General features: G+C 59.2%; 15 protein-coding genes, 1 tRNA gene and 2 rRNA genes. 12 read left to right on the forward strand and 6 right to left on the reverse strand.

The annotated features are described in order from the left end of the window. Positions 1-371: 371 nt before the first annotated feature. The 3 genes from J2J99_RS00320 (at position 372) to J2J99_RS00330 (ending at position 3,880) form a co-directional block, all read left to right on the forward strand. Positions 372-3,258 (forward strand): 23S ribosomal RNA (locus J2J99_RS00320). Between the two features lie 217 nt (positions 3,259-3,475). Beyond that, positions 3,476-3,590 (forward strand): 5S ribosomal RNA (rrf, locus tag J2J99_RS00325). 213 nt (positions 3,591-3,803) lie between these two features. Then, positions 3,804-3,880: transfer RNA gene (locus J2J99_RS00330), tRNA-Met, on the forward strand. A gap of 375 nt (positions 3,881-4,255) precedes the next feature. Here J2J99_RS00330 and tnpC read toward each other — a convergent pair. The 4 genes from tnpC to J2J99_RS00350 all read right to left on the reverse strand — a co-directional run bounded on the left by tnpC (position 4,256) and on the right by J2J99_RS00350 (position 10,175). Beyond that, complete coding sequence (gene tnpC, locus J2J99_RS00335; RefSeq protein ID WP_207600943.1) at positions 4,256-5,842, reverse strand: IS66 family transposase; 1,587 nt, start codon at positions 5,840-5,842, stop codon at positions 4,256-4,258. A 51-nt stretch (positions 5,843-5,893) separates the two neighbouring features. Next, a complete protein-coding gene (gene tnpB, locus J2J99_RS00340) occupies positions 5,894-6,247 on the reverse strand; it encodes an IS66 family insertion sequence element accessory protein TnpB (RefSeq protein ID WP_168302461.1) in 354 nt (117 codons plus the stop codon). Continuing rightward, a complete protein-coding gene (gene tnpA, locus J2J99_RS00345) occupies positions 6,228-6,647 on the reverse strand; it encodes an IS66-like element accessory protein TnpA (RefSeq protein WP_205919397.1) in 420 nt (139 codons plus the stop codon). Before tnpA ends, tnpB begins: the two co-directional genes overlap by 20 nt. A 120-nt stretch (positions 6,648-6,767) precedes the next feature. After that, positions 6,768-10,175: a DEAD/DEAH box helicase gene (locus J2J99_RS00350; RefSeq protein WP_168295814.1), complete on the reverse strand. Its 3,408-nt coding sequence runs from the start codon at positions 10,173-10,175 to the stop codon at positions 6,768-6,770. A gap of 534 nt (positions 10,176-10,709) precedes the next feature. On the opposite strand from J2J99_RS00350, the gene J2J99_RS00355 reads away from it, so the two are divergent. Further along, entirely contained in the window at positions 10,710-11,489 is a 780-nt protein-coding gene (locus J2J99_RS00355; RefSeq protein WP_168295813.1) for a helix-turn-helix transcriptional regulator, read from the forward strand. A gap of 53 nt (positions 11,490-11,542) precedes the next feature. Here the strand turns inward: J2J99_RS00355 and J2J99_RS33845 are convergent, their stop codons facing one another. Continuing rightward, positions 11,543-11,863, reverse strand: coding sequence for a hypothetical protein (locus tag J2J99_RS33845; RefSeq protein WP_168295826.1), 321 nt, complete (start codon positions 11,861-11,863; stop codon positions 11,543-11,545). Between the two features lie 386 nt (positions 11,864-12,249). Between J2J99_RS33845 and J2J99_RS00360 the strand changes: the two genes are divergently transcribed. Genes J2J99_RS00360 through J2J99_RS00380 form a run of 5 tightly spaced genes read left to right on the forward strand, consistent with a single transcriptional unit; the run spans position 12,250 to position 17,656 of the window. Next, complete coding sequence (locus J2J99_RS00360) at positions 12,250-13,272, forward strand: UDP-glucuronic acid decarboxylase family protein (protein ID WP_168295812.1); 1,023 nt, start codon at positions 12,250-12,252, stop codon at positions 13,270-13,272. A gap of 1 nt (position 13,273) precedes the next feature. Beyond that, positions 13,274-14,257, forward strand: a complete 984-nt coding sequence (gene galE / locus J2J99_RS00365; RefSeq protein ID WP_168295811.1) for a UDP-glucose 4-epimerase GalE — start codon at positions 13,274-13,276, stop codon at positions 14,255-14,257. Further along, positions 14,254-16,125, forward strand: coding sequence for a glycosyltransferase family 2 protein (locus tag J2J99_RS00370; protein ID WP_168295810.1), 1,872 nt, complete (start codon positions 14,254-14,256; stop codon positions 16,123-16,125). The genes galE and J2J99_RS00370 overlap by 4 nt, the downstream gene beginning before the upstream one ends. A gap of 34 nt (positions 16,126-16,159) precedes the next feature. Next, positions 16,160-16,681, forward strand: coding sequence for a DUF995 domain-containing protein (locus tag J2J99_RS00375; protein WP_168295809.1), 522 nt, complete (start codon positions 16,160-16,162; stop codon positions 16,679-16,681). Positions 16,682-16,684: 3 nt separating this feature from the next. After that, entirely contained in the window at positions 16,685-17,656 is a 972-nt protein-coding gene (locus tag J2J99_RS00380) for a glycoside hydrolase family 26 protein (RefSeq protein WP_168295808.1), read from the forward strand. Positions 17,657-17,759: 103 nt separating this feature from the next. Here J2J99_RS00380 and J2J99_RS00385 read toward each other — a convergent pair whose 3' ends face one another. Continuing rightward, positions 17,760-19,046: an ABC transporter substrate-binding protein gene (locus tag J2J99_RS00385; RefSeq protein WP_168295807.1), complete on the reverse strand. Its 1,287-nt coding sequence runs from the start codon at positions 19,044-19,046 to the stop codon at positions 17,760-17,762. Between the two features lie 144 nt (positions 19,047-19,190). On the opposite strand from J2J99_RS00385, the gene J2J99_RS00390 reads away from it, so the two are divergent. The 3 genes from J2J99_RS00390 to J2J99_RS00400 are packed head-to-tail and all read left to right on the forward strand — an operon-like array spanning position 19,191 to position 23,090. Beyond that, positions 19,191-20,222 (forward strand): LacI family DNA-binding transcriptional regulator, encoded by a 1,032-nt coding sequence (locus tag J2J99_RS00390; protein ID WP_168295806.1) that lies wholly within the window; start codon positions 19,191-19,193, stop codon positions 20,220-20,222. A 4-nt stretch (positions 20,223-20,226) separates the two neighbouring features. Then, complete coding sequence (locus J2J99_RS00395) at positions 20,227-22,083, forward strand: DUF2264 domain-containing protein (protein WP_168295825.1); 1,857 nt, start codon at positions 20,227-20,229, stop codon at positions 22,081-22,083. After that, positions 22,080-23,090, forward strand: a complete 1,011-nt coding sequence (locus J2J99_RS00400) for a hydroxyacid dehydrogenase (protein WP_168295805.1) — start codon at positions 22,080-22,082, stop codon at positions 23,088-23,090. Before J2J99_RS00395 ends, J2J99_RS00400 begins: the two co-directional genes overlap by 4 nt. Positions 23,091-23,105 lie beyond the last annotated feature (15 nt).

Raw genomic sequence — 23,105 nt, forward strand, 5'->3', positions numbered from 1 at the left:
TTTGGGTTTGATCTGGCGTCCGAGCCCAGTTCCAATGATGTCGTGGATGGTCTAGCCGACCGGAAACGAAAGAGGGACTGGAGGGTGGTAGGAAGCTTGTCACTCTGGATCGTTTGTTGTTCGCTGCCTTCGGGTAGCGTCTGATGAACGATCGGATTACCGTTGCCTGACCGCGCGGTATCGGATCCAATCTCGAGAAGCTGGTCTTAAGACAGGCTGCAAGTGGGCTGCTCGGCGTAGCTCCAATAAAGCAGACCTGTCGAACACGTCGATGGCATTGTTGGATTGACTGGGTTGTAAAAGGTAACCCGGTCTGTTGCCGTTTCCTTCGGGAGATGAGCAACGAGATGATGAGCATTGGCAATGAGAACGATTAAGTGTCGTAAGGGCATTTGGTGGATGCCTTGGCATGCACAGGCGATGAAGGACGTGATACGCTGCGAAAAGCCGTGGGGAGCTGCGAATGAGCTTTGATCCATGGATCTCCGAATGGGGCAACCCACCTTAAGATACTTGGGAATCTGATGCGCCGTTGGTGCATGAGCGAATAGTTCTTGGCGAATAGCGAATAGGGTTCAAAAAACTATTCGCTACTCGCTATTGGCTATTCGCCCATGTCGAAGACGCATGAGGTTCCAAGTATCGATAATAAGGTATCTGCACCTGAATACATAGGGTGTAAGAAGCGAACGCAGGGAACTGAAACATCTAAGTACCTGCAGGAAAGGACATCAACCGAGACTCCGCAAGTAGTGGCGAGCGAACGCGGACCAGGCCAGTGGCAATTGTGATTAAAGTGGAACGCTCTGGAAAGTGCGGCCGCAGTGGGTGACAGCCCCGTACGCGTAGATATCACGATTGTCCTAGAGTAGGGCGGGACACGAGAAATCCTGTCTGAACATGGGGAGACCACTCTCCAAGCCTAAGTACTCGTGCATGACCGATAGCGAACAAGTACCGTGAGGGAAAGGTGAAAAGCACCCCGACAAGGGGAGTGAAATAGAACCTGAAACCGGATGCCTACAAACAGTCGGAGGGGGCAACCCTGACGGCGTACCTTTTGTATAATGGGTCAACGACTTAGTGTAACAAGCAAGCTTAAGCCGGTAGGTGTAGGCGCAGCGAAAGCGAGTCTGAACAGGGCGATATAGTTTGTTGCATTAGACCCGAAACCGAGTGATCTAGCCATGAGCAGGTTGAAGGTTGGGTAACACCAACTGGAGGACCGAACCCGCATCTGTTGCAATAGATTGGGATGACTTGTGGCTAGGGGTGAAAGGCCAATCAAACTCGGAAATAGCTGGTTCTCCGCGAAATCTATTTAGGTAGAGCGTCGAGCGAATACCCCCGGGGGTAGAGCACTGGATGGGCTATGGGGACTCACCGTCTTACTGATCCTAACCAAACTCCGAATACCGGGGAGTACTACTCGGCAGACACACGGCGGGTGCTAACGTCCGTCGTGAAAAGGGCAACAACCCTAACCTCCAGCTAAGGTCCCCAAGTCATGGCTAAGTGGGAAAGGATGTGAGGATCCCAAAACAACCAGGATGTTGGCTTAGAAGCAGCCATCATTTAAAGAAAGCGTAACAGCTCACTGGTCTAAATAAGGGTCTTTGCGCCGAAAATGTAACGGGGCTGAAGCCATGCACCGAAGCTGAGGATTTGCGAGCAATCGCAAGTGGTAGCGGAGCGTTCCGTAAGCTGATGAAGGGAGACCCGTGAGGGCTCCTGGAGGTATCGGAAGTGCGAATGTTGACATGAGTAACGATAAAGAGGGTGAGAGACCCTCTCGCCGAAAGACCAAGGGTTCCTGCTTAAAGTTAATCTGAGCAGGGTTAGCCGGCCCCTAAGACGAGGCGGACACGCGTAGTCGATGGGAACCACGTTAATATTCGTGGGCCTGGTGGTAGTGACGGATTGCACAAGTTGTTCTGGTTTATTGGATTATCAGGGCAGCGGAGCGGTTCCAGGAAATAGCTCCACCGTATAGACCGTACCCGAAACCGACACAGGTGGTCAGGTAGAGTATACCAAGGCGCTTGAGAGAACTATGTTGAAGGAACTCGGCAAATTGCACGCGTAACTTCGGAAGAAGCGTGACCCCATTTTACGCAAGTATGATGGGGTGGCACAGACCAGGGGGTAGCGACTGTTTATCAAAAACACAGGGCTCTGCGAAGTCGCAAGACGACGTATAGGGTCTGACGCCTGCCCGGTGCTGGAAGGTTAAGAGGAGAGGTGCAAGCTTTGAATCGAAGCCCCAGTAAACGGCGGCCGTAACTATAACGGTCCTAAGGTAGCGAAATTCCTTGTCGGGTAAGTTCCGACCTGCACGAATGGCGTAACGACTTCCCCGCTGTCTCCAACATAGACTCAGTGAAATTGAATTCCCCGTGAAGATGCGGGGTTCCTGCGGTCAGACGGAAAGACCCCGTGCACCTTTACTATAGCTTTACACTGGCATTCGTGTCGGCATGTGTAGGATAGGTGGTAGGCTTTGAAGCGGGGACGCCAGTTTCCGTGGAGCCATCCTTGAAATACCACCCTTATCGTCATGGATGTCTAACCGCGGCCCGTCATCCGGGTCCGGGACAGTGTATGGTGGGTAGTTTGACTGGGGCGGTCGCCTCCGAAAGAGTAACGGAGGCGCGCGATGGTGGGCTCAGACCGGTCGGAAATCGGTCGTCGAGTGCAATGGCATAAGCCCGCCTGACTGCGAGACTGACAAGTCGAGCAGAGACGAAAGTCGGTCATAGTGATCCGGTGGTCCCGCGTGGAAGGGCCATCGCTCAACGGATAAAAGGTACGCCGGGGATAACAGGCTGATGACCCCCAAGAGTCCATATCGACGGGGTTGTTTGGCACCTCGATGTCGGCTCATCGCATCCTGGGGCTGGAGCAGGTCCCAAGGGTTTGGCTGTTCGCCAATTAAAGCGGTACGTGAGCTGGGTTCAGAACGTCGTGAGACAGTTCGGTCCCTATCTGCCGTGGGTGTAGGAATATTGACAGGATCTGTCCCTAGTACGAGAGGACCGGGATGGACATATCTCTGGTGGACCTGTTGTCCTGCCAAGGGCATAGCAGGGTAGCTATATATGGACGGGATAACCGCTGAAGGCATCTAAGCGGGAAACCCACCTGAAAACGAGTGTTCCCTATCAGAGCCGTGGAAGACGACCACGTTGATAGGCCGGGTGTGGAAGTGCGGCAACGCATGAAGCTTACCGGTACTAATAGCTCGATCGGCTTGATCGTTCTCATTGACCATGCTCATCAGCCAAAGGCTGATGATGCCTGACCTTGTCCTGACGCGCCAGGGGCGCTGCGGACGGCCCGCCAAACGAGTGGCGACACGCCTTGCGCTTGCGGCCTACGGCCGAAAGTGCCACGCGAAAGGTCATGAAAGACGTGTTTAAACAAGCAGGCCTTCGGCCTGCACCAGCTTCTCAAACAACAAGTTGCGCTTTGCCGACCTGGTGGTTATGGCGGGGTGGCTGCACCCGTTCCCTTTCCGAACACGGCCGTGAAACGCCCCTGCGCCCATGGTACTTCGTCTTAAGACGCGGGAGAGTAGGTCGCTGCCAGGTCTGCAAAGCGCAACTTAACTAAACAATCTTCTCATTCACAGCCAACGGCCCAAAGCCGAGACAAAAAGGGCCGCCCACAAAGCGGCCTTTTGTGTTAGAATACCTGCCATGGAAACACGAGACAAATTGCAAGCAATTTGCTCGGGCAGTAGCGTAAATCGCCAAAGGCGCTTTACGCAGTCGGTATTTCGCCTGATGGCAAATACCTGGTAACGCGGGGTGGAGCAGCCCGGTAGCTCGTCAGGCTCATAACCTGAAGGCCGCAGGTTCAAATCCTGCCCCCGCAACCAACTTCCCCGATCTCACCCACACCAGTTATCGCTGGCCGAAAAGCTCACCTTTCCCTGGCGATGGTAGCTCGTCGTTCGCAAAGCTCACCATAACCTCAAGGCCGCAGCTTCAAATCCTGACCCCGCAACCAAACAGATAGCCCGCCTCAAGCGGGCTTTTTTGCTTGGTAACGGGTCGAGGATTTAACGCCTCTTCAGGAGCCCGCAAGGAGGCAAAGCCGAAGAAACGGGATGGGAAACGACTAATCCTCCCCCCGCAATCAAACTTTCCCAAAAGCCCGCCGCGCACGGGCTTTCTGTAAGCGCGATTTTCAATGCGCATTGACGGCAGTTGACGGACACTTGCGCTTAGCTGGGTAGCAGTACCCAGCTTTATCAGGCCGCAGTGGTCTTGGAGTAATTGAAGGGCAGCAGGTCGCCGATGTCGTCGGCTTCGTCAAGCTGAGGCAGCTCAGTGAGGACGTGGCGCAGCCAAGAGAGCGGATCGACGCCACAGGCGCGGCAGGTCAGCATCAGACTGTAAATCACAGCGCTGGCCCTGGCTCCGTCAGCGGTATCGCTGAACAGCCACGATTTTCTTCCGGTGGCAAAAACTCTGATCTCGCGTTCCAGAATGTTGTTATCGATCGGCATCCTGCCATCGCTGGTGTAGCGCGTCAGATAATCCCATTGGTTCAGGGTGTAGGACACAGCATCGCCGAGCTTGGTATCCGGTACGACCTTCGGCGCGATGTTATCGAGCCACGTCTTTAGGGCGTTCAGGACAGGCAGGCTGTGCTGCTGGCGGAAACGGCGAATGCAATCGGCCTTTGTCTCCCCTGGATCTGGGGTCTTGTCTCTCGCCTGCCTTTCGATCCGGTAGAGCTGTTCGAAGAACCGGAGTGCCTGTTCCGGCGGTCCGCCTCCATTCTTTCTCGCCTTGAGGGCATCAACGAAGCGCCGCCTGGAGTGAGCCATGCATCCGACATGGGTTGCGCCATTCAATGTGCGCCAGGCAGTGTAGCCATCAGTGACGAGTATGCCACGGTAGTCACCAAGGAAGGTCTGCGGATAAATCTGACCGCGGCCGGGCTGGTAGTCGAGAAGCACGATCGGCTCGTCACTGTTCTCGCTGCTGCGGTACGCCCACATGTACGACGTGCTGGTGGCTTCCTTGTCCTTTTCCTTCAGCACCTGAACCGTCGTCTCATCGCCATGGATGAGAGACTGCGATTTCAGCCGCAGCTTCAAAGCATCATAGATGCGGTATAGATGCTTCTCGCTCGAGCCGATGACCCAATGCGCAAGAGCGCCACGGCTGATCGGAACGCCAGCACGCTCGAATGTCTGAGCCACGCGGTAGAGCGGCGTGCCATCTACGTATTTGTGGACGAGAGCAAAGGCGAGCGTCGACGCGGTGGCGATGCTGCCCGGCAGGGGTTGCGTGGGCATGGGCGCGATTACGACAGGCGTGTTAATCCCTGTACGGTCACAGTGCCGGCAGGCGTATTTGAACCGTACGTTCTGCAGGACCTTTGCCTTGATCTCGATATGGAGCTGCTCGCTAACGGCTTCGCCCATTCGATGCATTTGGCTTTTGCAGCACGGGCAAGCCTTCTGATCATCAGCAAGGTCGTATTCGACACGCTCGCGCGGCAGGTCTGCCGGCAGAGGCCTGCGTCCCCGCTTTTTGCCCGTAACGCCCTCGGCCGCAGGCAAGCCAGTATCCGGAAGCTCGACGTCATCGTCTTCCTCGCTACCACCTTCGACCGCAGCCTCTTCGGCCTCGTTGAAGAGACGATCAATGTGCTTCTCACTGCGGGGTGCAAAGCGATGGAGCTTTGCCAGTGCCAGTTCTTCTTCCAGCTTGACGACCCGCTGCGAGAGCGCTTCCTTCTCGGCTTTGAGCGCGGCGATTTCGGCAGCGTTGGCTGCTAATTGCGCCATCAGTTCTGCAATGCTCGGTTCGCCGGTGCGCGTCATCAGATTCTTGAATCTGAACCGCCCCTGCGCGTCAATCTCAATTCGCCATCCTCAGCCAGCAATCTGATACTGCCGCACGGGATGGCGGACCATCGCATCGATATCGATGCCGTCGAGGATCCAGTGGAGTTGCTCTGTCGTCAGCGTCACCACCGCAGTTTCCCGACGGGGCCACCTGAACCGGTCTTCCGTTAGCTTCTTCAGGACCATAACAAACCCGGACCGATCAAAGAACAAGAGCTTCACCCGGTCACGCCTGCGATTGCAGAAGGCAAACACCGATGGAGCAAACGGGTCCAGCTCCATCACCTCTTGCACAAGGACCGCGAGGCTGTTGATGCCCGCGCGGAAGTCGATGGGTTCCCGGTGGAGGTAGACCTGCAGATCAGCGCCCAGTCTGAACATGGCTCAACGCTCCTATGATTGCCGCCAGACCATCGACATCGCTGCATTCCAGCGTCAGGCTGACCCCGTTCGGCAGCACCGCGCTCAGCTTGGATGCATGAGATCGCTTGCCCACCGGCTCCACCTTCGTCAGTGGACCGCTGGCAGAAGACGAGTGCATATCCGTAGCTATCTGAACCGGAACGAACGTAGATACCGCAGGCAATGCACTATCTTCTTTGGCTCTCTTCACCCATTTGCGAACGAGATTGGCGTTGACGCCGTGCTCCAGAGCTAGACGCGAAACCGAAACGCCGGGCTCTAAACACGCTGCGACAAGCTGATCTCGGGAGGAAGGGTCATATCGACGGCGACCGTCGCGGCCAACAAGCCGCACCTGCAGTTTAGGAGCATCGTCCATGATTTGGTGTCCACCTGTTTTTGGTGGACACTTCATGCATCAGAGCACTCCGCTTCAAAAGGCGCATAGAAATTCGCGCTTACGGCTTTCTTAATTCCGAAAGACATCCTAGCAAAGCACTCAGTCCCAAAGGACCGTGTTCTGATCCCTGACGAGCGCATTCCGTGCCAGGAAATCCGCACCCTGGACCGTCTCCAGGGCGTTCGCCGCCTCTCTGAAATACGGCAGTGTTTGCCAGAGCGTGCGATCGCCGACGATGTAGAAACGGCGCTTGGCGCGCGTCAGCGCCACATTCAGGAGGTTCGGCTTGGAGGCGGCCCAGCCAGCCGCGCCGCGATGATCGGCATCGGCGCCGAGCACCATGAAAACCATATCCTCTTCCTTGCCCTGGAACGTATGCACGGTGCCGATCCGTTCCTGGAGCCACTTCTGCAGTTTCGGGGGAGATGCGCCCGTATATCCATCCTGGTCGACCCATCGCGCCTGGGCTAAAGCCCGTCGGAGGCTGTTCTTTACCTCCTTGAACGGCGAGATGATGTAGAGGTCGGGCAGGGCACCGGAGCGGCGGCAGGTCGCGGTGAGGAGATCGACGATGAAGTCCGTTTGCTCCGCAACGGCCTGTTTGCCCGATACCTTGCCCTTGACGTCGATCCAGGCGCTGTCGCCGTAGAAGGGCGGTGTGTCACCGGCCGGCCGGCGCTCTGCCAGGCCAAAAATCATCTTGTTCTGGTAAGCGATCTGGTTGGCGAGGCTGAACATCGGATCGAGGCAGCGTCGATGCACTCTGAGGGGGCTGCCGATCCAGAGCCCATCGCAATCCTCGCCTTGAAGTGTTGTTCCGTAGCGATTGGCGGCATCGGCCAGCATCTGCACGGACACCCTGTTCGGCGAATATTGGCCTTGCTCCGTGTGGGGTGATAGAGCCGCAGCGGCGCCAATCAGTGCGCTCGGAAGGGTGAAGACCGGTTCGATCTGCTGGGGATCGCCGATCACCATGACGCGGCGCCCCCGCAACAAAGCCCCGACGGCCGCCTGCGGTACGGCCTGGCCGGCTTCATCGATGAAGATCCAGCCGATCGAGCCGGGGTCGAGCCCGCGGAACTGCCGGGCAAAGGAGGCGAATGTCGTCGAGACGATGGGAACGACCATGAAGAGGCTTTGCCAGATCGATGCAATGGGTTTGTCATCGACGGGATTATTGTTGGAAAGCAGCTTGCAGATGGCAACGATATTGCCGCCGAAACCTCCGCCTTTTCGGCCAACCTCAGCCAGCCACGCTTCATGCAGCGTCAACGCTGCTTCGAACAATGCCGAACGCAGTGCCGCCAGTTCGCCTTGATGCCAGAGGCCGTCAATCTGCACCTGATCACTGTCAAGGTCGGCGAGGCGTTCCGGTGCGGCCGGATGACCGAGAATTTCTCCCAGCCGCTCGAGTTCCTCTGTTTTCGCGATCCAGATCTTCTGCCGTGACCGCAGTGCCCGTTCGGCTTGGTCATGCGCCCGCAAAGCGCCTTCCAGCGCGGGTTTCTCCGTCTTCGCAAGCCGGTGTTCGAATTCTGCCAGCGCCTTGCGCAGGTCGAGCTGCTTGCGCGCATTAACGACGACGTCTTGCCGATGCTGCCGGGCGGGGTTGGTCGCGAGCATCCTCTTCCATCGTGCAGGAGCGCTGCGGTCGAGCAGCTGTTCCTCCTCCTTCAAACAAGATAAGCGGTCCTTGATCCGGCCGATCTCGGCCATGACCTCGTCGCATCGGTTCTGCGCATGACGACGTTCGTCAGCAGCGGCGGCTAGCGTTTCAAGCATTTCGCGGCAGAATGCATCCTGGGTAACCAGCGCGATTTCATCGCGGAGATCGGCATAGCGCGCATATTGGCCGACCTTATCGCGAACCACGTCGTCGGCGGCGTGAAAGGCGGCCGATGCTTCGGCGAAGGTCGGTCCCTCGTAGCTCTTCAGCCATTCCCAGATAGTCTGCGGCTTCTGCGCGCCCGACCAGCCAGGCTTCGGCCTGTCGGGGATTTCCATGAAGGCGAAACGCTCCTTGAACGCTCGGCGATTCCTGGAATTGCCGAGCGCACAGGCGATCAATCCCCAAGGGCGATCGCCGTCGGAGAGTTCGATCACGCCGCCATTGTCCTTCTGGCAGGCGACTTTATGAGCGACAGTCCGCAGATAGTGGAAGGAAGACGTCTTGGAAATCGAGCGCTGCTTGGGAAGGTCGCGCGAGATATTCTCGACGGCGGCATTGTTGGAGGAAGCGACGATCATTTCGAATCCGGCGAGCGCCGGGATCAGCGCCGATAACGAGGCCGTGCTGCGGTCGGCGAAAGTAACGCGGCGCGGCGGGCCGTCGAAGGCATCGCGCGCCGTCTCGAGACCGCTCAAGATCCGGGCGCGCCGAACGATATTATCCGCGAACATGTCGCGCAGTAGGGTGGTCTTTCCGGTGCCGGGCGGACCGTTGACTGAGAAAAGCGCGGTTTCCGACCGGTCGCCGATGGCCGAATTGATCGCGAACTGTTGCATGAGGCTCATGGCGAGGTGAGGTTCGCTCAGCCAGCGTCCGCGGTTGAGATTGGCTGGATGCAGGGCCCGAACGATTGCGGCGCGCCCATCCGGCGAATAAAGGTCGACCCGCTTTTCATGGGCCAGCGGTGTGAGATATCGCCTGAGCGGCGCCGGGACTTTGCCCCGCTTGACGCAGATCATCGCCCGTTCAATGTCCTCGACGAAGAAGCTGTTCAGGATGCCAATGTCTTCTTCGACGTCTGCACTCTCGTCGTGCTCGTCGCCGGCATTGGGGGCAGTGTCCTCCTGTTGTGGCTGTAGGGAGATGAGATCGGGTCTCTCCGCTTTGTCCCGGTAGCGTATCTCGACGGCGGCAATCGGCTTTTCCTGATGTGAGGCAAAACCCGCCCAATCGCAGAGCAATTCGTGCAGCGCCAGGATTTCGCCGGCATCGATCGGCTGATCGGTGCTGGCCTCGAAGGATGAAGATGTCAGCTGTCGCTGCGACCGAAAGTTTTGAAGCAATTCCGACAGCTGCTGTTTGCTGCCGGCAAATGCCTCATGGCTGAGCGAGGCGAGCCCGGATTTCTGCACGCGGCCGATAGCCCATGGAAGCGTGGAAACCGCAAAGGTTTCGAACATCGGCTGCCCCAGGGGCGTGAGCTGCAGGCTGGCAAAGCAGGTATCGCCATCGAGATCGCCGCGTTCGGCATCCTCGTATTCGGCAATATCGGCCGCGACGCGGTCGAAGTGCCTGCGGATATCGGCAATTTCGGATTTGCTGAAAACACCGAGAAACAAGGTAAAGCCGGTAATCTGCTTCTCCTCGGGTACCACAGGACGGCTGAGTGCGGCGCCATCCTGCCACAGCGTTTTTGCATGCAGCCAGAAAACGGTCCGTCCATCAACTGAGACGAGGCGACTGGAGAGATCGTAAGGTATGAAAAACTCGATCTTGTGCCAGAAATCGAGAATCGCCAGAAGCCGTTCCCGTTCCGCCCTGTTTACATCGGTTTGCATGACGTCTCACTGAGGAGTTACCAAGTGACTTTCGCCTCTTTTAGCAACGATTGCAGCTCAAAATCAAAGATGAATGAGACTCGCTTCGACCGCACCAACCCGGCCGAGGTCTCGGCCGCAGATCAAACCGCGGAATGCGAGCAGCCGGGATTCCGCAGCTTACGCCAGCTGGCGCCGGGAGTTGAGCCACAACCTGCGAGGGGTCTGTTCGCCTTCATACTCTAGGGGCAAAGATGATATAAATATTACAATTTGTACTGAAGCATTACATTCGCTCGATTATCTATAGTGAGAGCAAATATAAGCCTACAGTGTGTATCATAGTGTAAATACAACCGAAGCGTAGTAACGTATCGTTTTTTGCCCCTGAAAACTAATCACTTTGGGCCATTTCCTTCCTTCTCAATCCGTATTAACATAATTAAGAAATGTCTAAAAAAGAGGGCGGTGACACCAAGGGGGCGGCATTTCATACTATCTTATACCCGCCATCGCTTCACGTTTGAGTAAAGTGTAACGCTAGGGGAGGCGTATATGTTCATGACAGGCTCAGGAACGGAGAATACCGAACAGGCGAAAAAGTCTAGTCCCTCCGGAGATACTATTCTTGTAGTTGCCAAGGCGGATCTGTTTTCAGAATGCATGGTAGAAGCGCTGGCAAAGAAATTCCCAAACTGCGACGTGCCAAGCATATCAAACACGAATCCGATGCTGGCAAAAGATACCAGCGATCTAAAACTCGTTTTATTCTACCATATACCCCAGCCTGAGCTTCAGGAAGCGTTGACGGCGGTGCGGGAAAATCACCCTGAGACCTCGATCGGACTTGTCGTCGAGGCCATCGACATGCTGGAACCCTATGTCAGCCGTTTGGTCGAGGCAAGGATCATCGACGGTGTCCTGCCGCTCAACCTTCGGCTCGATGTCTTCATGGCTGCGGTGGATCTGCTGATGAAGGGCGGGGAGCATTTTCCTTCGGCGCTCCTAAATCGCCTCGCCAACAAGAGCCAGCTGGAGCCTTCACTCTATCAGACGAAATCGGTCGATGCTGCGCGTAACAATGCGCTCAAACTGCGGCGCGACAGCATCTCTGCCTTGACCACCCGCGAGGTTCAGATTCTGGATCTCATCTGCAAGGGGACGCAGAACAAAATCATCGCCGACAAGCTCCATCTTTCCGAAAACACCGTGAAGGTTCACGTCCGCAACATCTACAAGAAGATGAACGTCCGAAACCGCACGGAAGCTGCGTCCCGCTTTTTCAATGAGCACTCCGCCGGCGATGACGAGATGTCCAGCCGTTGGCGCAACTGATTTGTTGCACGACGGCGCCTCTGTTCGGACGCCCAGGAACGCTGCAGCACATTTCAGGTCGACGGACGCGCAAAGCAGCGCGATTTCTGTCCGAAGCCGCTGGGAGAGCAGATATACGGGGCTGACCCGTGATAGGCGACGACGCGGGCAGGTGCCGCGGCCGGCCGAACTGCCCGGTTTTCTGGGTATGCGTATGCCTTTGAGACGCGGGGCGCCTCGACGACGACATTCTTTTTCGCGACGGCGGCTATGTCGTCATCAACGACTGCGCAGGCGGTCGGTCCGACCGCAAGAAGCGTCGTCCCCCAGGCAAACATCGCAAAATGAAATAGCCGCCAGCCTTTCGGCTGCGCCCCAACTTGTTTTTTCGACATGGCCAAACCCCTCGCATATGGCGTTTCCGGATGCAAGACCGGTCGTGAAGTCCCGCGCGGCCAGCCCTTCTTTTCTCTTGTATCCATTCTTTATTGAGCAAAGCTTGAGCAATCTATAGATTCCCGTTCCACGTGAAAAAAGGGAGAAAATGATTAATCATTTGTTAGTCGAAAGAACAAATGCGTAGTTATTTTGGATTGATTCAGTTTTTAAAGTTGACCGTCATAACAATCGTCCTATCATTTAAATAGTAATTCAGCTATCCGAAGAATAACTACAAAGTTATTCCAGTTGAGATGCTCGGGATAACGAGTATCAATCCGGATAATCGAGCACGCAGCGCCTGAATAAATCAAAAGACTAAAACATGGGAAGGAGTTTTGTAATGCGTAGTTTCGTTCCCGGCGAAGGCTATTCTGAAGTGGGAGGCGTGCCGGTGCTCAAAAATCTGGGCGCTGCTCTTGTCAATGGCGGAGCCGGTTTTCTTGGCTCGCATCTCTGCGAAAGGCTTCTGCTACGAGGCCACAGCGTCATATGCCTCGATAATTTTTCGACCGGCCGCCGTGTGAATGTCGATCATCTCCAGTCGAACCCTCGTTTCCGCATCATTGAGCACGATGTCCGTCAGCCCTTCGATATCGAAGCTTCGCTCATCTTCAATTTTGCCTCGCCCGCCTCTCCGCCCGACTATCAGCGGGATCCGGTGGGCACATTGCTTACCAATGTGCTTGGCGCCGTCAACACCCTGGACTGCGCGCGAAAAACCGGCGCGGTCGTCGTTCAATCGTCGACGTCGGAGGTTTATGGCGATCCGAACCAGAGCCCGCAGCGCGAAACCTATTGCGGCAATGTCAACCCGATCGGGCCGCGCGCCTGTTACGACGAAGGTAAGCGCAGCGCCGAAACCCTGTTCTTCGACTACCAGAGAACCTATGGCGTCGACATCAAGGTTGGTCGTATCTTCAATACCTATGGACCGCGCATGCGCCTGGATGATGGCCGGGTGGTCTCCAATTTCATCGTGCAGGCGCTGCGCAACGCCGACCTGACGATCTACGGCGACGGCCAGCAGACCCGCTCCTTCTGTTATGTCGACGATCTCGTCGAAGGTTTCCTGCGTTTCTCGGCAGCCGGCAGCGCATGCCACGGCCCGATCAATCTCGGCAATCCGGGCGAGTTCACCGTCCGGCGCCTGGCGGAAATCATCCGGGATCTCACGAATTCGCGTTCCCGCATCGTTCACCTCCCTGCTGTCGTCGACGATCCCCGCCAGCGGCGGCCGGACATTTCCCAGGCGATGACCGAGCTGGGATGGCAGCCTCACATCGAGCTCGAAGCCGGCCTGGCGCGCACCGTCGAATATTTCGACGGCCTGCTTGCCCGGGCAGAGAAGGCGGAGGCCGTATGAGATGCCCCGCTACATTCTCGTCACCGGCGGCGCCGGTTTCATAGGCAGTCATATCTGCAAAGCGCTGTCGCGCGCCGGGATGATTCCGGTGACCTACGACAACCTGTCGACCGGACATGCCGACAGCGTCCGCTGGGGCCCGCTCATCCGGGGCGAACTCGGCGATGCGGCCGCGCTGCGCCGGACGATGGCCGAATTTTCGCCCGATTGCGTTATCCATTGCGGCGCCAACGCCTATGTCGGCGAATCCGTCGAGATGCCGAGGAAATATTACCGCAACAACGTCGTCGGCAGCCTGACGCTGCTCGAAGCCTGCCTCGATCAGGATATCGACCGGATCGTCTTTTCGAGCAGTTGCGCCACCTATGGAGTTCCCGCTTCGTTGCCGATACGGGAGGAAACCCCGCAGCAGCCAGTCAATCCCTATGGCCGCACCAAGCTGATCTTCGAGATGGCGCTAGAGGATTTTGCCGCCGCCTATGGCATCCGCTTCGCCGCCTTGCGCTATTTCAACGCCGCCGGCGCCGATCCGGATGGCGAGCTCGCCGAGCGTCACGAGCCCGAGACCCATCTCATTCCCCGCGCCCTTCTCGCCGCCGCCGGCAGGCTGGAACGGCTCGATATCTTCGGCACCGACTATTCGACGGCGGATGGAACCTGCGTGCGCGACTATATTCATGTCAGCGATCTCGCGCAGGCGCATCTGGCTGCCGTCAATCACCTGATCGCAGGCGGCGCCTCGCTCAGCGTCAATCTCGGTTCCGGCCGGGGCACTTCCGTGCGCGAAATTCTCGAGGCCATCTATCGCGCGACCGGACGCGAGGTGCCTGTCCGATATCGTGCCCGTCGTGCCGGCGACCCGCCGATCCTTTTTGCCAACACGGCAAGGGCAAAGGCGGAACTCGGCTTCGCGCCGACGCTTTCGGACATCGATACGATCATCCGCACCGCCGGTCCCACCTTCGGGCTGAAGGTGACGGCATGAGCGACGCTTCGCACATCGGCTATGACCTCGCGCCAGCGAAAGCCGCCACCGCCACTGAAGCATTCGATCCTGTTTTCACCGGCGGTAAACGCGTCGCCTATGGTTTCGGCATCCTCTGCTGGCTGGCCGCGCTCGGGTTTTTCTGGATCTGGTGGTGCCAGTCCGCCCATATCATTTCCTGGGCTGCCTTCGCCGTCATCACCGCCGTGCTCGCCTGGATCACACTCGTCCCGGCCTATTTCATCCTGATCTTCCTCCATGCCAGGAGGATCAGTTCGCGTGTACGGCCGCCGGAGGGGCGCGTGGCGATGGTTGTCACCAAGGCGCCGTCCGAGCCCTTTGCCGTCGTCCGCGCCACGCTGCAGGCGATGCTCGATCAGATCGACGTCGAGTTCGACGCGTGGCTGGCCGACGAGGATCCTTCAGAGGAAACCCGACGCTGGTGCTCCGAGCACGGCGTGCTGATCTCCTCCCGCAAGGGCGTGGCGGAATATCACCGCACGACCTGGCCGCGCCGCACCCGCTGCAAGGAAGGCAACCTTGCCTATTTCTACGACCATTTCGGCTATGCGCGTTACGATTTCGTCGCCCAGTTCGACGCCGATCACGTGCCGACGCCGACTTATCTGCGGGAAGTCCTGCGCCCCTTTGCCGATCCTGACGTCGGTTATGTCTCCGCGCCCAGCATCTGCGATGCGAATGCGGCGGCAAGCTGGGCGGCGCGGGGTAGGCTCTACGCTGAAGCAAGTCTGCACGGTTCGCTACAGATCGGGTACAACAATGGCTGGGCGCCGCTTTGCATCGGCTCCCACTATGCGGTTCGCACGTCAGCGCTTCGCAAGATCGGCGGCCTCGGCCCCGAACTTGCCGAAGATCATTCGACAACGCTGATGATGAATGCGGGCGGGTGGCGCGGTGTCCATGCCGTCGATGCGATCGCTCACGGCGACGGTCCGGCGAATTTCGTCGATCTCGCAGTCCAAGAATTTCAATGGTCGCGCAGCCTCGTCACCATCCTGCTGCAGCATTCCCGCCGTTACCTCACCCATCTGCCCTGGCGGCTGAAATTCCAGTTCGTGTTTTCGCAACTGTGGTACCCGCTTTTCTCCACCTTCATGGCCGCGATGTTCCTGCTGCCGGTTGCCGCTTTGCTGACCGGCCGTGTGTTCGTCAACGTAACCTATCCGGATTTCCTGCTGCATTTCGCGCCGATATCGGTGGTGCTGACGTTGTTTGCCTTCTTCTGGCGGGCAACGGCAACCTTCAGGCCGCACGATGCGAAACTGTTCGGCTGGGAGGGGCTTGCCTTCATCTTCCTGCGCTGGCCGTGGTCGCTCGCCGGCAGCTTGGCGGCTGTTCGCGACCATGTGTTCGGCTCTTTCGTCGATTTTCGCATCACGCCGAAAGGCCGGCAGCAACAGCAATCGTTGCCGCTGCGCATCGTCGCCCCCTATATCGGCCTCGCCGGCCTTTGCGCCGTCGCCATGGTATTTGCCACCGACGTCGCCGCCGCTCAGGGCTTTTATATTTTCGCCGCGATGAATCTCATGATCTATCTGCTGCTGACGGTGCTGATCGTCCTTCGCCATGCGATCGAGAACGGCCTGCCGCTGCTGCCGCAGTCTCGCGGCCTGTGGCTGGCGACGGCGACGGGGCTTGCGATCTGCATCACCGGCGGCATGCAGGTCGGCGGCCATGGGCTGCGCAGCCTCGATGCTCTTGCTCACGGCCAGTCGTTCATCAGCTTCAGCCAATCGCAATTTGCCGTGGCGGGTGCCGGTCTCGCTGGCGGCAAAACCCGGATCGTCAAGTTCCGCATCAGGTGGAATGGGTTCGGACACACGAGACGGGAAGAACAAGGTGTTTGAGCCGGGGGAACCGGCCAGTGTCGAGGAGGATGTCATGCGTATCGGATCGAGACTATATGGGGCGGGTCTTGTTTTCAGCCTGTGCTTGCCATTGGCGGCGCACGGTGCAGAGACCGCGAGGAAGACCGAGCCGACACCGCTCAGCGCCTATGAGCTCTATCGAATCTATGGCGACAGGACCTGGACTTGGGACACCGGCGGCGGGCGCTTCATCGGGGATGGCCGGCGGTTTGTCGCCTGGGTGAACGACAAGGGCAAACAATCCTTCGCCGAAGGCAAATGGGTCGTCGACGATCTCGGCCAGCTTTGCATGCGCGCCACCTGGACGAATGTCGAGGGTGCAGCGCGCGCCAGCACCTGTTTCGGTCACCGCAAGATCGGCAACACGATCTATCAACGGCGTCAGCCGAACGGCAACTGGTACGTCTTTCGCCACTCGTCGGTGCACCAGGATGACGAATTCCGCAAGCTTCTTGCCGCGGATACCGTCAGCGCCAAGGCACGCGATCTGAAGCAGCTCCTGCTGGACCAGGAACTTGCCCGAAAAGGAGGGTGAGCCATGAAGACGCTAGTGAAAAACCACCTCTCGACCGCCGCGATCGCGCTGCTGCTGGTCTCCGTCGCGGATCTGCCTGGCCGAAGCGAGGTGCAATATGCGGGCATTGCCCCGAACCAGGCCTCCAGCATGCGAACGACCGTCGACAAACGCCCGGTGGTTCATCCCGACGGCATCAAGTTCGGCGCCTATGACCCGCACGGGGATTTCGGCGCTCAGACGAATGTGACGACCGAAGCCCTGTTCCTGCCTTGGGAGGACGTTGATCTGGAGACGCTGCGTGTCGCTGACGCCTATGCGCAGGCCAGAGGCCGCAATCTGCTGATTACAGTCGAGCCGTGGTCCTGGGACGTCGACTGGCGGCTGACCTCCGATCAGCTCCGCAGCAAGGTGCTGCGGGGCGACTACGACGTCAACATGCGGGCAATTGCGCAGATGATCTCTCAGCTGAAGAGCCCCGTCATCGTTCGCTGGGGCCAGGAGATGGAGGATAAATCTGGCCGGTTTTCATGGTCCGGCTGGAATCCGGCGGATTACATCGCGGCCTACAAGCGGATGATGAATATCGTTCGCGAGGAGGCGCCCGGCACCGAGCTCATGTGGTCGCCGAAGGGGGAGCCCGGCCTTGATGCCTATTATCCCGGCGACGATTACGTCGACTTCATCGGCCTCTCGGTGTTCGGCCTCCAGCGCTATGACGAGCTTGCCTACAACAAGCACCGAACCTTTTCGGAAGCGCTGAAGCAGGGCTATGATCTTGTCGCCGGCTATGGAAAGCCCATCTGGGTCGCCGAGCTCGGCTACGAGGGCGGCGACGCCTATATGAGACCCTGGATCGAAACCGCGACGCTGAAACAGAGCGCCTTCCCGAACCTTCGGGAAGTGGTCTATTTCAATGACCGAGACGTGCACGCCTGGCCCTTCGATCTCGGCCGGCCGGACTGGCGCGTGGTCGAAAGCCTGGCAGCCAACTGAAAAGCATCTGAAGCGCAAATTTCCAAGATTGCAACGCACTTCAAGCAGGAGAACAGAAAGGCCCGCCGGGGTTTTGCGGGCCTCTCTTCTGGCGGGCGATCGATCAACCCTTGATCGTTGCCTTACCTTCTTCGATGAGCCGGGTCGCCGCATCGGCCGGCGAGGTCCGTTCGAAGGCGAGTTCGTCGCAGATCGGGCGCAGCACCCGCTGGTCGAACTGGGTAGCGCCCATCGGCACCGGCGGCGGATATTCCCCGACCTGATCCTTGAGCATGTTGACGTATTTGACCGTTTCCTGCTCGGTCGGGTTCAGCTGTGGCAGAATGGCCTCCCGCACGGTCGGCGACATCGGCACGCCGCGCTCGACGCCGAGAATCTTGCCGGCCTCGATGTCGTTGACGAAGAAGTCGATAAATTTCGCGGCCGCTTCGCCGTTCTTCGTCGTGGCGCCGACACTCCAGATTAGTGCAGGGCGGTAATAGTGGCCAGAAGGTCCACCTTTCTTTTCTCGCGGCAGCATGGTGATGCCGAGTTTGTTCTTGATGATCAGCTGATAGCCGATCATCTGGTTGGAATAGGCCATGCCGATTACCGATTTGCCGACGCCGAGGCTGTTGGTGTCGATGGTGTTCTGGTCGAGCGTCTGGACGTCGGCAGCAACCGTGCCCCCCGCCTTGCGCAGCCTCTCCCAGTAATCGAACCATTCCGTCGCATCGTCGGCCGTGAAACCGAGCCCGACGCCTTCTTTGGCGAAGAGGCTTTTGCCGCGCTGGCGCAGCCAGGCGTCGAACACATAGGCGTAGCGGGCCGCATAGGGGCCTCCGCTCTTGCCGGAGGACTTAGCGAGTTCCACGGCGAGCTTGGCATATTCATCCCAGGTGAGATCGGGAGTCGGCAGCGGTATGCCTGCCTTTTCGAATTCGACGGTGTCGAAAAACATCGCGAAGGAATTGAGACCGAGGCCGACACCATAGAGTTTGCCGTCGATGGTGGTTAGTTTCAGCATGTCGGCGCCGAAGGACTGGACCTTCAACGCTGAAGGGACGAACTCGTCAAGCGGCATGCAGGCGCCGCGCTTGGAATAGTCTGAGATCGTTCCCGGCTCGAGCTGGAAGACGTCAGCGATCGAGCGGCCGGCCATCTGCGTGGCGAGCTTCGTCCAGTAGCCGTCGCCGGAGAGCGATTCACCGACGATCGTAACGCCTGATGTCTTCGACTGGTAGAGTTTGGCGACGTCGAGTGTGCGCTTGGCGCGGTCATTGGACCCCCACCACATGGCGCGCAGCGACGTGTCCGCGGCAAAAGCCGGAATGGCGCTTCCCGCGCCGAAGGCCAGGCCGGCGGCAGCACCGGCTGAACCCATCAGGAATGAACGGCGGTTGACCTGCATGATATCCTCCTTTTCCCATCTGCCCGCTGCCATCCTCCAACGGCGTCTGTCGGGCATTTCGGCAAGGAGACTACGCAAAAAAATAATTATTGCAAGAAATAACTATATTCTTGCAAATTTGCGTAATTTGCATAAGCTTGGCTCATGAGTGATCAGAAAACCAGACGGCCGCGTCAGGCCGATATAGCCACATTGGCCGGCGTTTCCGTCTCCACGGTGTCGCGCGTGCTCGCCAACGAACCCGGCATCAGCGAAACCGTCCGTCGTCAGATATTGAAGGTAGCGGCCGAGCACGGTTACCCGGTCAAGCCTGCGACCGAGGCCGTTGCCGGCGGGCTGGCGCTGATCGCCAGCGATGGTGTCACGGGCGGCCTCAGCGTCTTTTACGAGGCGATCGTCGAGGGCCTGCGCGCCGGCGCCGCCGAAGCAGGCATGCCGTTCGAAGTCCGGATGGTCCGGGAGGATCGGATCACGCCGGACGCCGTGCGCGACTACATGCAGGCCGCAGCCGCTGAAGGTCTCTTTCTCGTCGGCATCGATCCGAACGAGATGCTGCGTAATTGGCTGCAAGACACCATGGTGCCGACCGTTCTTGTCAATGGCACCGACCCCGTAATGCGTTTCGATGGGGTTTCGCCGGCTAATTTCTTCGGCGCCTATCAGGCGACTGGCCGGTTGACGAAGGCAGGCCATCGCCGCATCCTGCATCTGAGCGGCTCTCATCGCCAGACGATCCGCGAGCGCATCCGCGGTTTCGAGGCCGCGATTGCCGCTGTCCCCGGCGCCGAAGGCCGTTTCGTATCTATGACGTTGCAGGGCAGCGCCAGCCGCGAGGCCCATGAACGCACCGCGGCAATCCTCGCCGAGAATGCCGGTTTCACCGCCGCCTTCTGCATGAATGACTTCATTGCGGTCGGCGTGCTCGAGGCTGTCATCGAAGCTGGCCTGCGTGTGCCGGAGGATTTCGCGATCGTCGGTTTCGATGATCTGCCCTGTGCGCTGATGACCAATCCGCAGCTTTCCACCATGCGCGTCGACCGTGCCGCCCTCGGGCGTGAAGCCGTTTTGCTGATGCTGTCCCGTTTCAGCAACAGGACGGCGCCGGCTCGCCACATCTGCCAGGCTGTCGTTCCCGTTGCGGGAGGGACCGTTGTGAATGTCGAAACCCGTGAGTGATCCGATGACCTATGATCCCGCCAGCGCCAACCCGCTCGCCGGCAATCCGCTCGAAACCCGCGCCGATATGAGCCGCGCCCTGCTTGACCTCTTCGATCCGCTGCTTGCCTGTTTTTCGAAAGGCAATGCCCGCGTCCGGCTGAGTGGCGCCGCCGCCCATTTCGACCGGGCGGCGGCCGACCTCGAAGGTTTTGCCCGACCGCTCTGGGGGTTGGCACCGTTTGGCGCCGGCAAGGGTGATTTCGCCCACTGGCATCGTTTTGCCGAAGGGCTCGCCAACGGCACCGATCCCGCCCATCCGGAATATTGGGGAACGGTCAATGGTCGTGATCAGCGGATGGTCGAGCTTGCCGCTCTCGGTTTTGCCCTGGCGCTGGTGCCGGAAAAGATCTGGGAGCCGCTCGATGCGCGCGCCCGCAGCAATGTCATTGCCTATCTCAAGCACGCCAGACAGTTCGACTATGCCGACAACAACTGGAAATTCTTCCGGATTTTCGTCGACATCGCCCTCGACCGTCTCGGTGCAGATTTCGACCGCAGCCTGACGCGGCAATATCTGGAGGAACTCGAGGGCTTCTATATCGGCGACGGCTGGTATCGCGACGGAAACGTGCGCCGCATCGATCATTACATTCCCTTCGCCATGCATTTTTATGGCCTGATCTATTCGAAGCTCGTCGACGACGATTACGCGAAGCGCTACCGCGAACGCGCGATCCTCTTCGCCCGGGATTTCCGCCACTGGTTTGCCGCCGATGGGGCGACTATCCCCTTCGGCCGCAGCCTGACCTATCGCTTTGCCTGCGCCGGCTTCTGGTCGGCGCTCGCCTTCGCCGATGTCGAGGCGCTGCCCTGGGGCGAGGTCAAACACCTTTGCCTGCAGCATCTGCGCTGGTGGAGGGACAAGCCGATTGCCGATCGCGACGGCGTGCTGTCGATCGGTTTCGGCTATCCGAACCTCTTGATGTCGGAGAGCTACAATTCCGCCGGCTCGCCCTATTGGGCGTTGAAGGCCTTTCTTCCGCTTGCGATCGCGGAGGATCATCCGTTCTGGGCGTCCGAGGAAAAGGTGCCGGAGCAGGCGCCAGAGGTCGTTGCCCAGCGCCATCCCGGCATGGTCATGATGCGGACGGGCAGTGATGTCGTGGCGCTGTCCTCCGGCCAGGAAAATCTGCAGATGCGCTTCGGCACGGAAAAATACGCGAAATTCGCCTATTCCTCCCGCTACGGCTTCAGCGTCGAGTCTGACGAACGCGGTTTTGCGCTCGGCGCCTTCGATTCGATGTTGGTCTTCAGTGATGACGGGCTGCACTACCGCGTGCGCGAGACCAATGAGGAAGCCAGGCTCGCGGGCGATGTGCTTTATGCGAAATGGTCACCTTTCCCCGATGTCAGCGTCGAAAGCTGGCTGGCGCCCGTGGCCCCCTGGCATATCCGCCTCCACCGGATCAGGGCGGCCCGGCCGCTGAGGGTCGCTGAAGGCGGCTTCGCCATCTCTCGCCGGGATTTCGGACTGGACACGCTGTCGGCGTCGGATGGTGCTGCCTATGCGATCGGCGAAGCCGATTTCACCGGCATTCTCGACCTGGGTTCGTCGGTCGAGCGCGTCGGGCTGGCGCAGAAGGCCCAGCCCAACACCAATGTGATCGTCGCCAAGACCATCGTGCCGCAGCTGCGCGGCCAGATCCCGGCCGGCGAAACCATCTTGGTGACGGCGGTGCTGGCACTCGACGATCCCGCTGCCGTCGCGTCCGCCTGGGCGCGGCCGCCGAAAGCGCCCGATGTCGCGGCGCTGGAGGCGCTGGTGCGGGAAAAGGGCGTGACGGTCAGCGCCATCGAAGCGCCGGGTCAGATGCCATGAGCCGTCCGGCAATCCTCCTTGCCATGGAGCCGTCGCGCACGGAGCACGTCCTGCCCGATGAGATCCTGCGCCGGCTCGATACCATCGGCCGCCTGCTGGATCGCGAGCCGCTGCAGCGCCTCGACGACGCGCGGGCAAGACGACTGCTTTCCGAAGCCGAAATCGTGATCACCGGCTGGGGCACACCCTATATCGGGCCCGCGATTCCCGTCGCCGCGCCGCGGCTTCGCCTCATCGTCCACGCGGCAGGCACGGTGAAGGGCATCATCGACGAGGCCATCTTCGAAGCCGGCATAGCAGTCAGCCATTCGGCCGAGGCCAATGCCGTGCCGGTCGCCGAATTCACGCTTGCGGCGATCCTCTTCGCCGGAAAACGCGCCTTCCGGTTCCGCGATCTCTACGTTGCCGACCGCAACCGCGAACGCACCTATCCGATGCAGAGCGAAGCGATCGGCAACTATGGCCGCACCCTCGGCATCGTCGGCGCTTCGCGCATCGGCCGGCGGGTAATCGAGCTCCTAAAACCCTTCGAATACAGGCTGATGCTGTTCGATCCCATGATCGATGCTGCCGGGGTTGCCGGCCTCGGAGCCGAAAAGGTCGAGCTCGATGAATTGATGCGGCGAGCCGATATCGTGTCCCTGCACGCGCCCTCGCTGCCCTCGACCCGGCATATGATCGATGCGCGAAGGCTGTCGCTGATGAAGGACGGCGCGACGCTCATCAACACGGCGCGCGGCATTCTCGTTGACGAGGCGGCTCTGCTTTCCGAGCTGAAGACGGGTCGCATCGACGCCGTCATCGACGTCACCGATCCGGAAATTCCGGAGACGGGTTCGGTCTTTTACGATCTGCCGAACGTTTTTCTGACCCCGCACATTGCCGGCGCCATCGGCCTGGAACGGGCGCGTCTCGGCGAGATGGCGGCCGATGAGATCGAGCGTTTTACGACCGGCCGGCCGCTGCTCTACCAGATCCGCCGGCAGGATCTCGAAACCATCGCCTGACGCCTCGCCGGCGGC

Source organism: Rhizobium binae, assembly GCF_017357225.1.
In the GTDB taxonomy this organism is placed as follows: domain Bacteria; phylum Pseudomonadota; class Alphaproteobacteria; order Rhizobiales; family Rhizobiaceae; genus Rhizobium; species Rhizobium binae.

Excerpts from the sequence above, each read along its gene's own strand:
- J2J99_RS00380 (WP_168295808.1), top strand. The coding sequence starts at position 16,685 with ATGAAGACGCTAGTGAAAAACCACCTCTCGACCGCCGCGATCGCGCTG.
- J2J99_RS00370 (WP_168295810.1), top strand. The coding sequence starts at position 14,254 with ATGAGCGACGCTTCGCACATCGGCTATGACCTCGCGCCAGCGAAAGCC.
- J2J99_RS00400 (WP_168295805.1), top strand. The coding sequence starts at position 22,080 with ATGAGCCGTCCGGCAATCCTCCTTGCCATGGAGCCGTCGCGCACGGAG.
- J2J99_RS00395 (WP_168295825.1), top strand. The coding sequence starts at position 20,227 with ATGACCTATGATCCCGCCAGCGCCAACCCGCTCGCCGGCAATCCGCTC.
- J2J99_RS33845 (WP_168295826.1), bottom strand. The coding sequence starts at position 11,863 with ATGTCGAAAAAACAAGTTGGGGCGCAGCCGAAAGGCTGGCGGCTATTT.
- galE (WP_168295811.1), top strand. The coding sequence starts at position 13,274 with ATGCCCCGCTACATTCTCGTCACCGGCGGCGCCGGTTTCATAGGCAGT.
- J2J99_RS00385 (WP_168295807.1), bottom strand. The coding sequence starts at position 19,046 with ATGCAGGTCAACCGCCGTTCATTCCTGATGGGTTCAGCCGGTGCTGCC.
- J2J99_RS00355 (WP_168295813.1), top strand. The coding sequence starts at position 10,710 with ATGTTCATGACAGGCTCAGGAACGGAGAATACCGAACAGGCGAAAAAG.
- J2J99_RS00360 (WP_168295812.1), top strand. The coding sequence starts at position 12,250 with ATGCGTAGTTTCGTTCCCGGCGAAGGCTATTCTGAAGTGGGAGGCGTG.
- tnpC (WP_207600943.1), bottom strand. The coding sequence starts at position 5,842 with ATGACGCGCACCGGCGAACCGAGCATTGCAGAACTGATGGCGCAATTA.
- J2J99_RS00390 (WP_168295806.1), top strand. The coding sequence starts at position 19,191 with ATGAGTGATCAGAAAACCAGACGGCCGCGTCAGGCCGATATAGCCACA.
- tnpA (WP_205919397.1), bottom strand. The coding sequence starts at position 6,647 with ATGGACGATGCTCCTAAACTGCAGGTGCGGCTTGTTGGCCGCGACGGT.
- J2J99_RS00375 (WP_168295809.1), top strand. The coding sequence starts at position 16,160 with ATGCGTATCGGATCGAGACTATATGGGGCGGGTCTTGTTTTCAGCCTG.
- J2J99_RS00350 (WP_168295814.1), bottom strand. The coding sequence starts at position 10,175 with ATGCAAACCGATGTAAACAGGGCGGAACGGGAACGGCTTCTGGCGATT.
- tnpB (WP_168302461.1), bottom strand. The coding sequence starts at position 6,247 with ATGTTCAGACTGGGCGCTGATCTGCAGGTCTACCTCCACCGGGAACCC.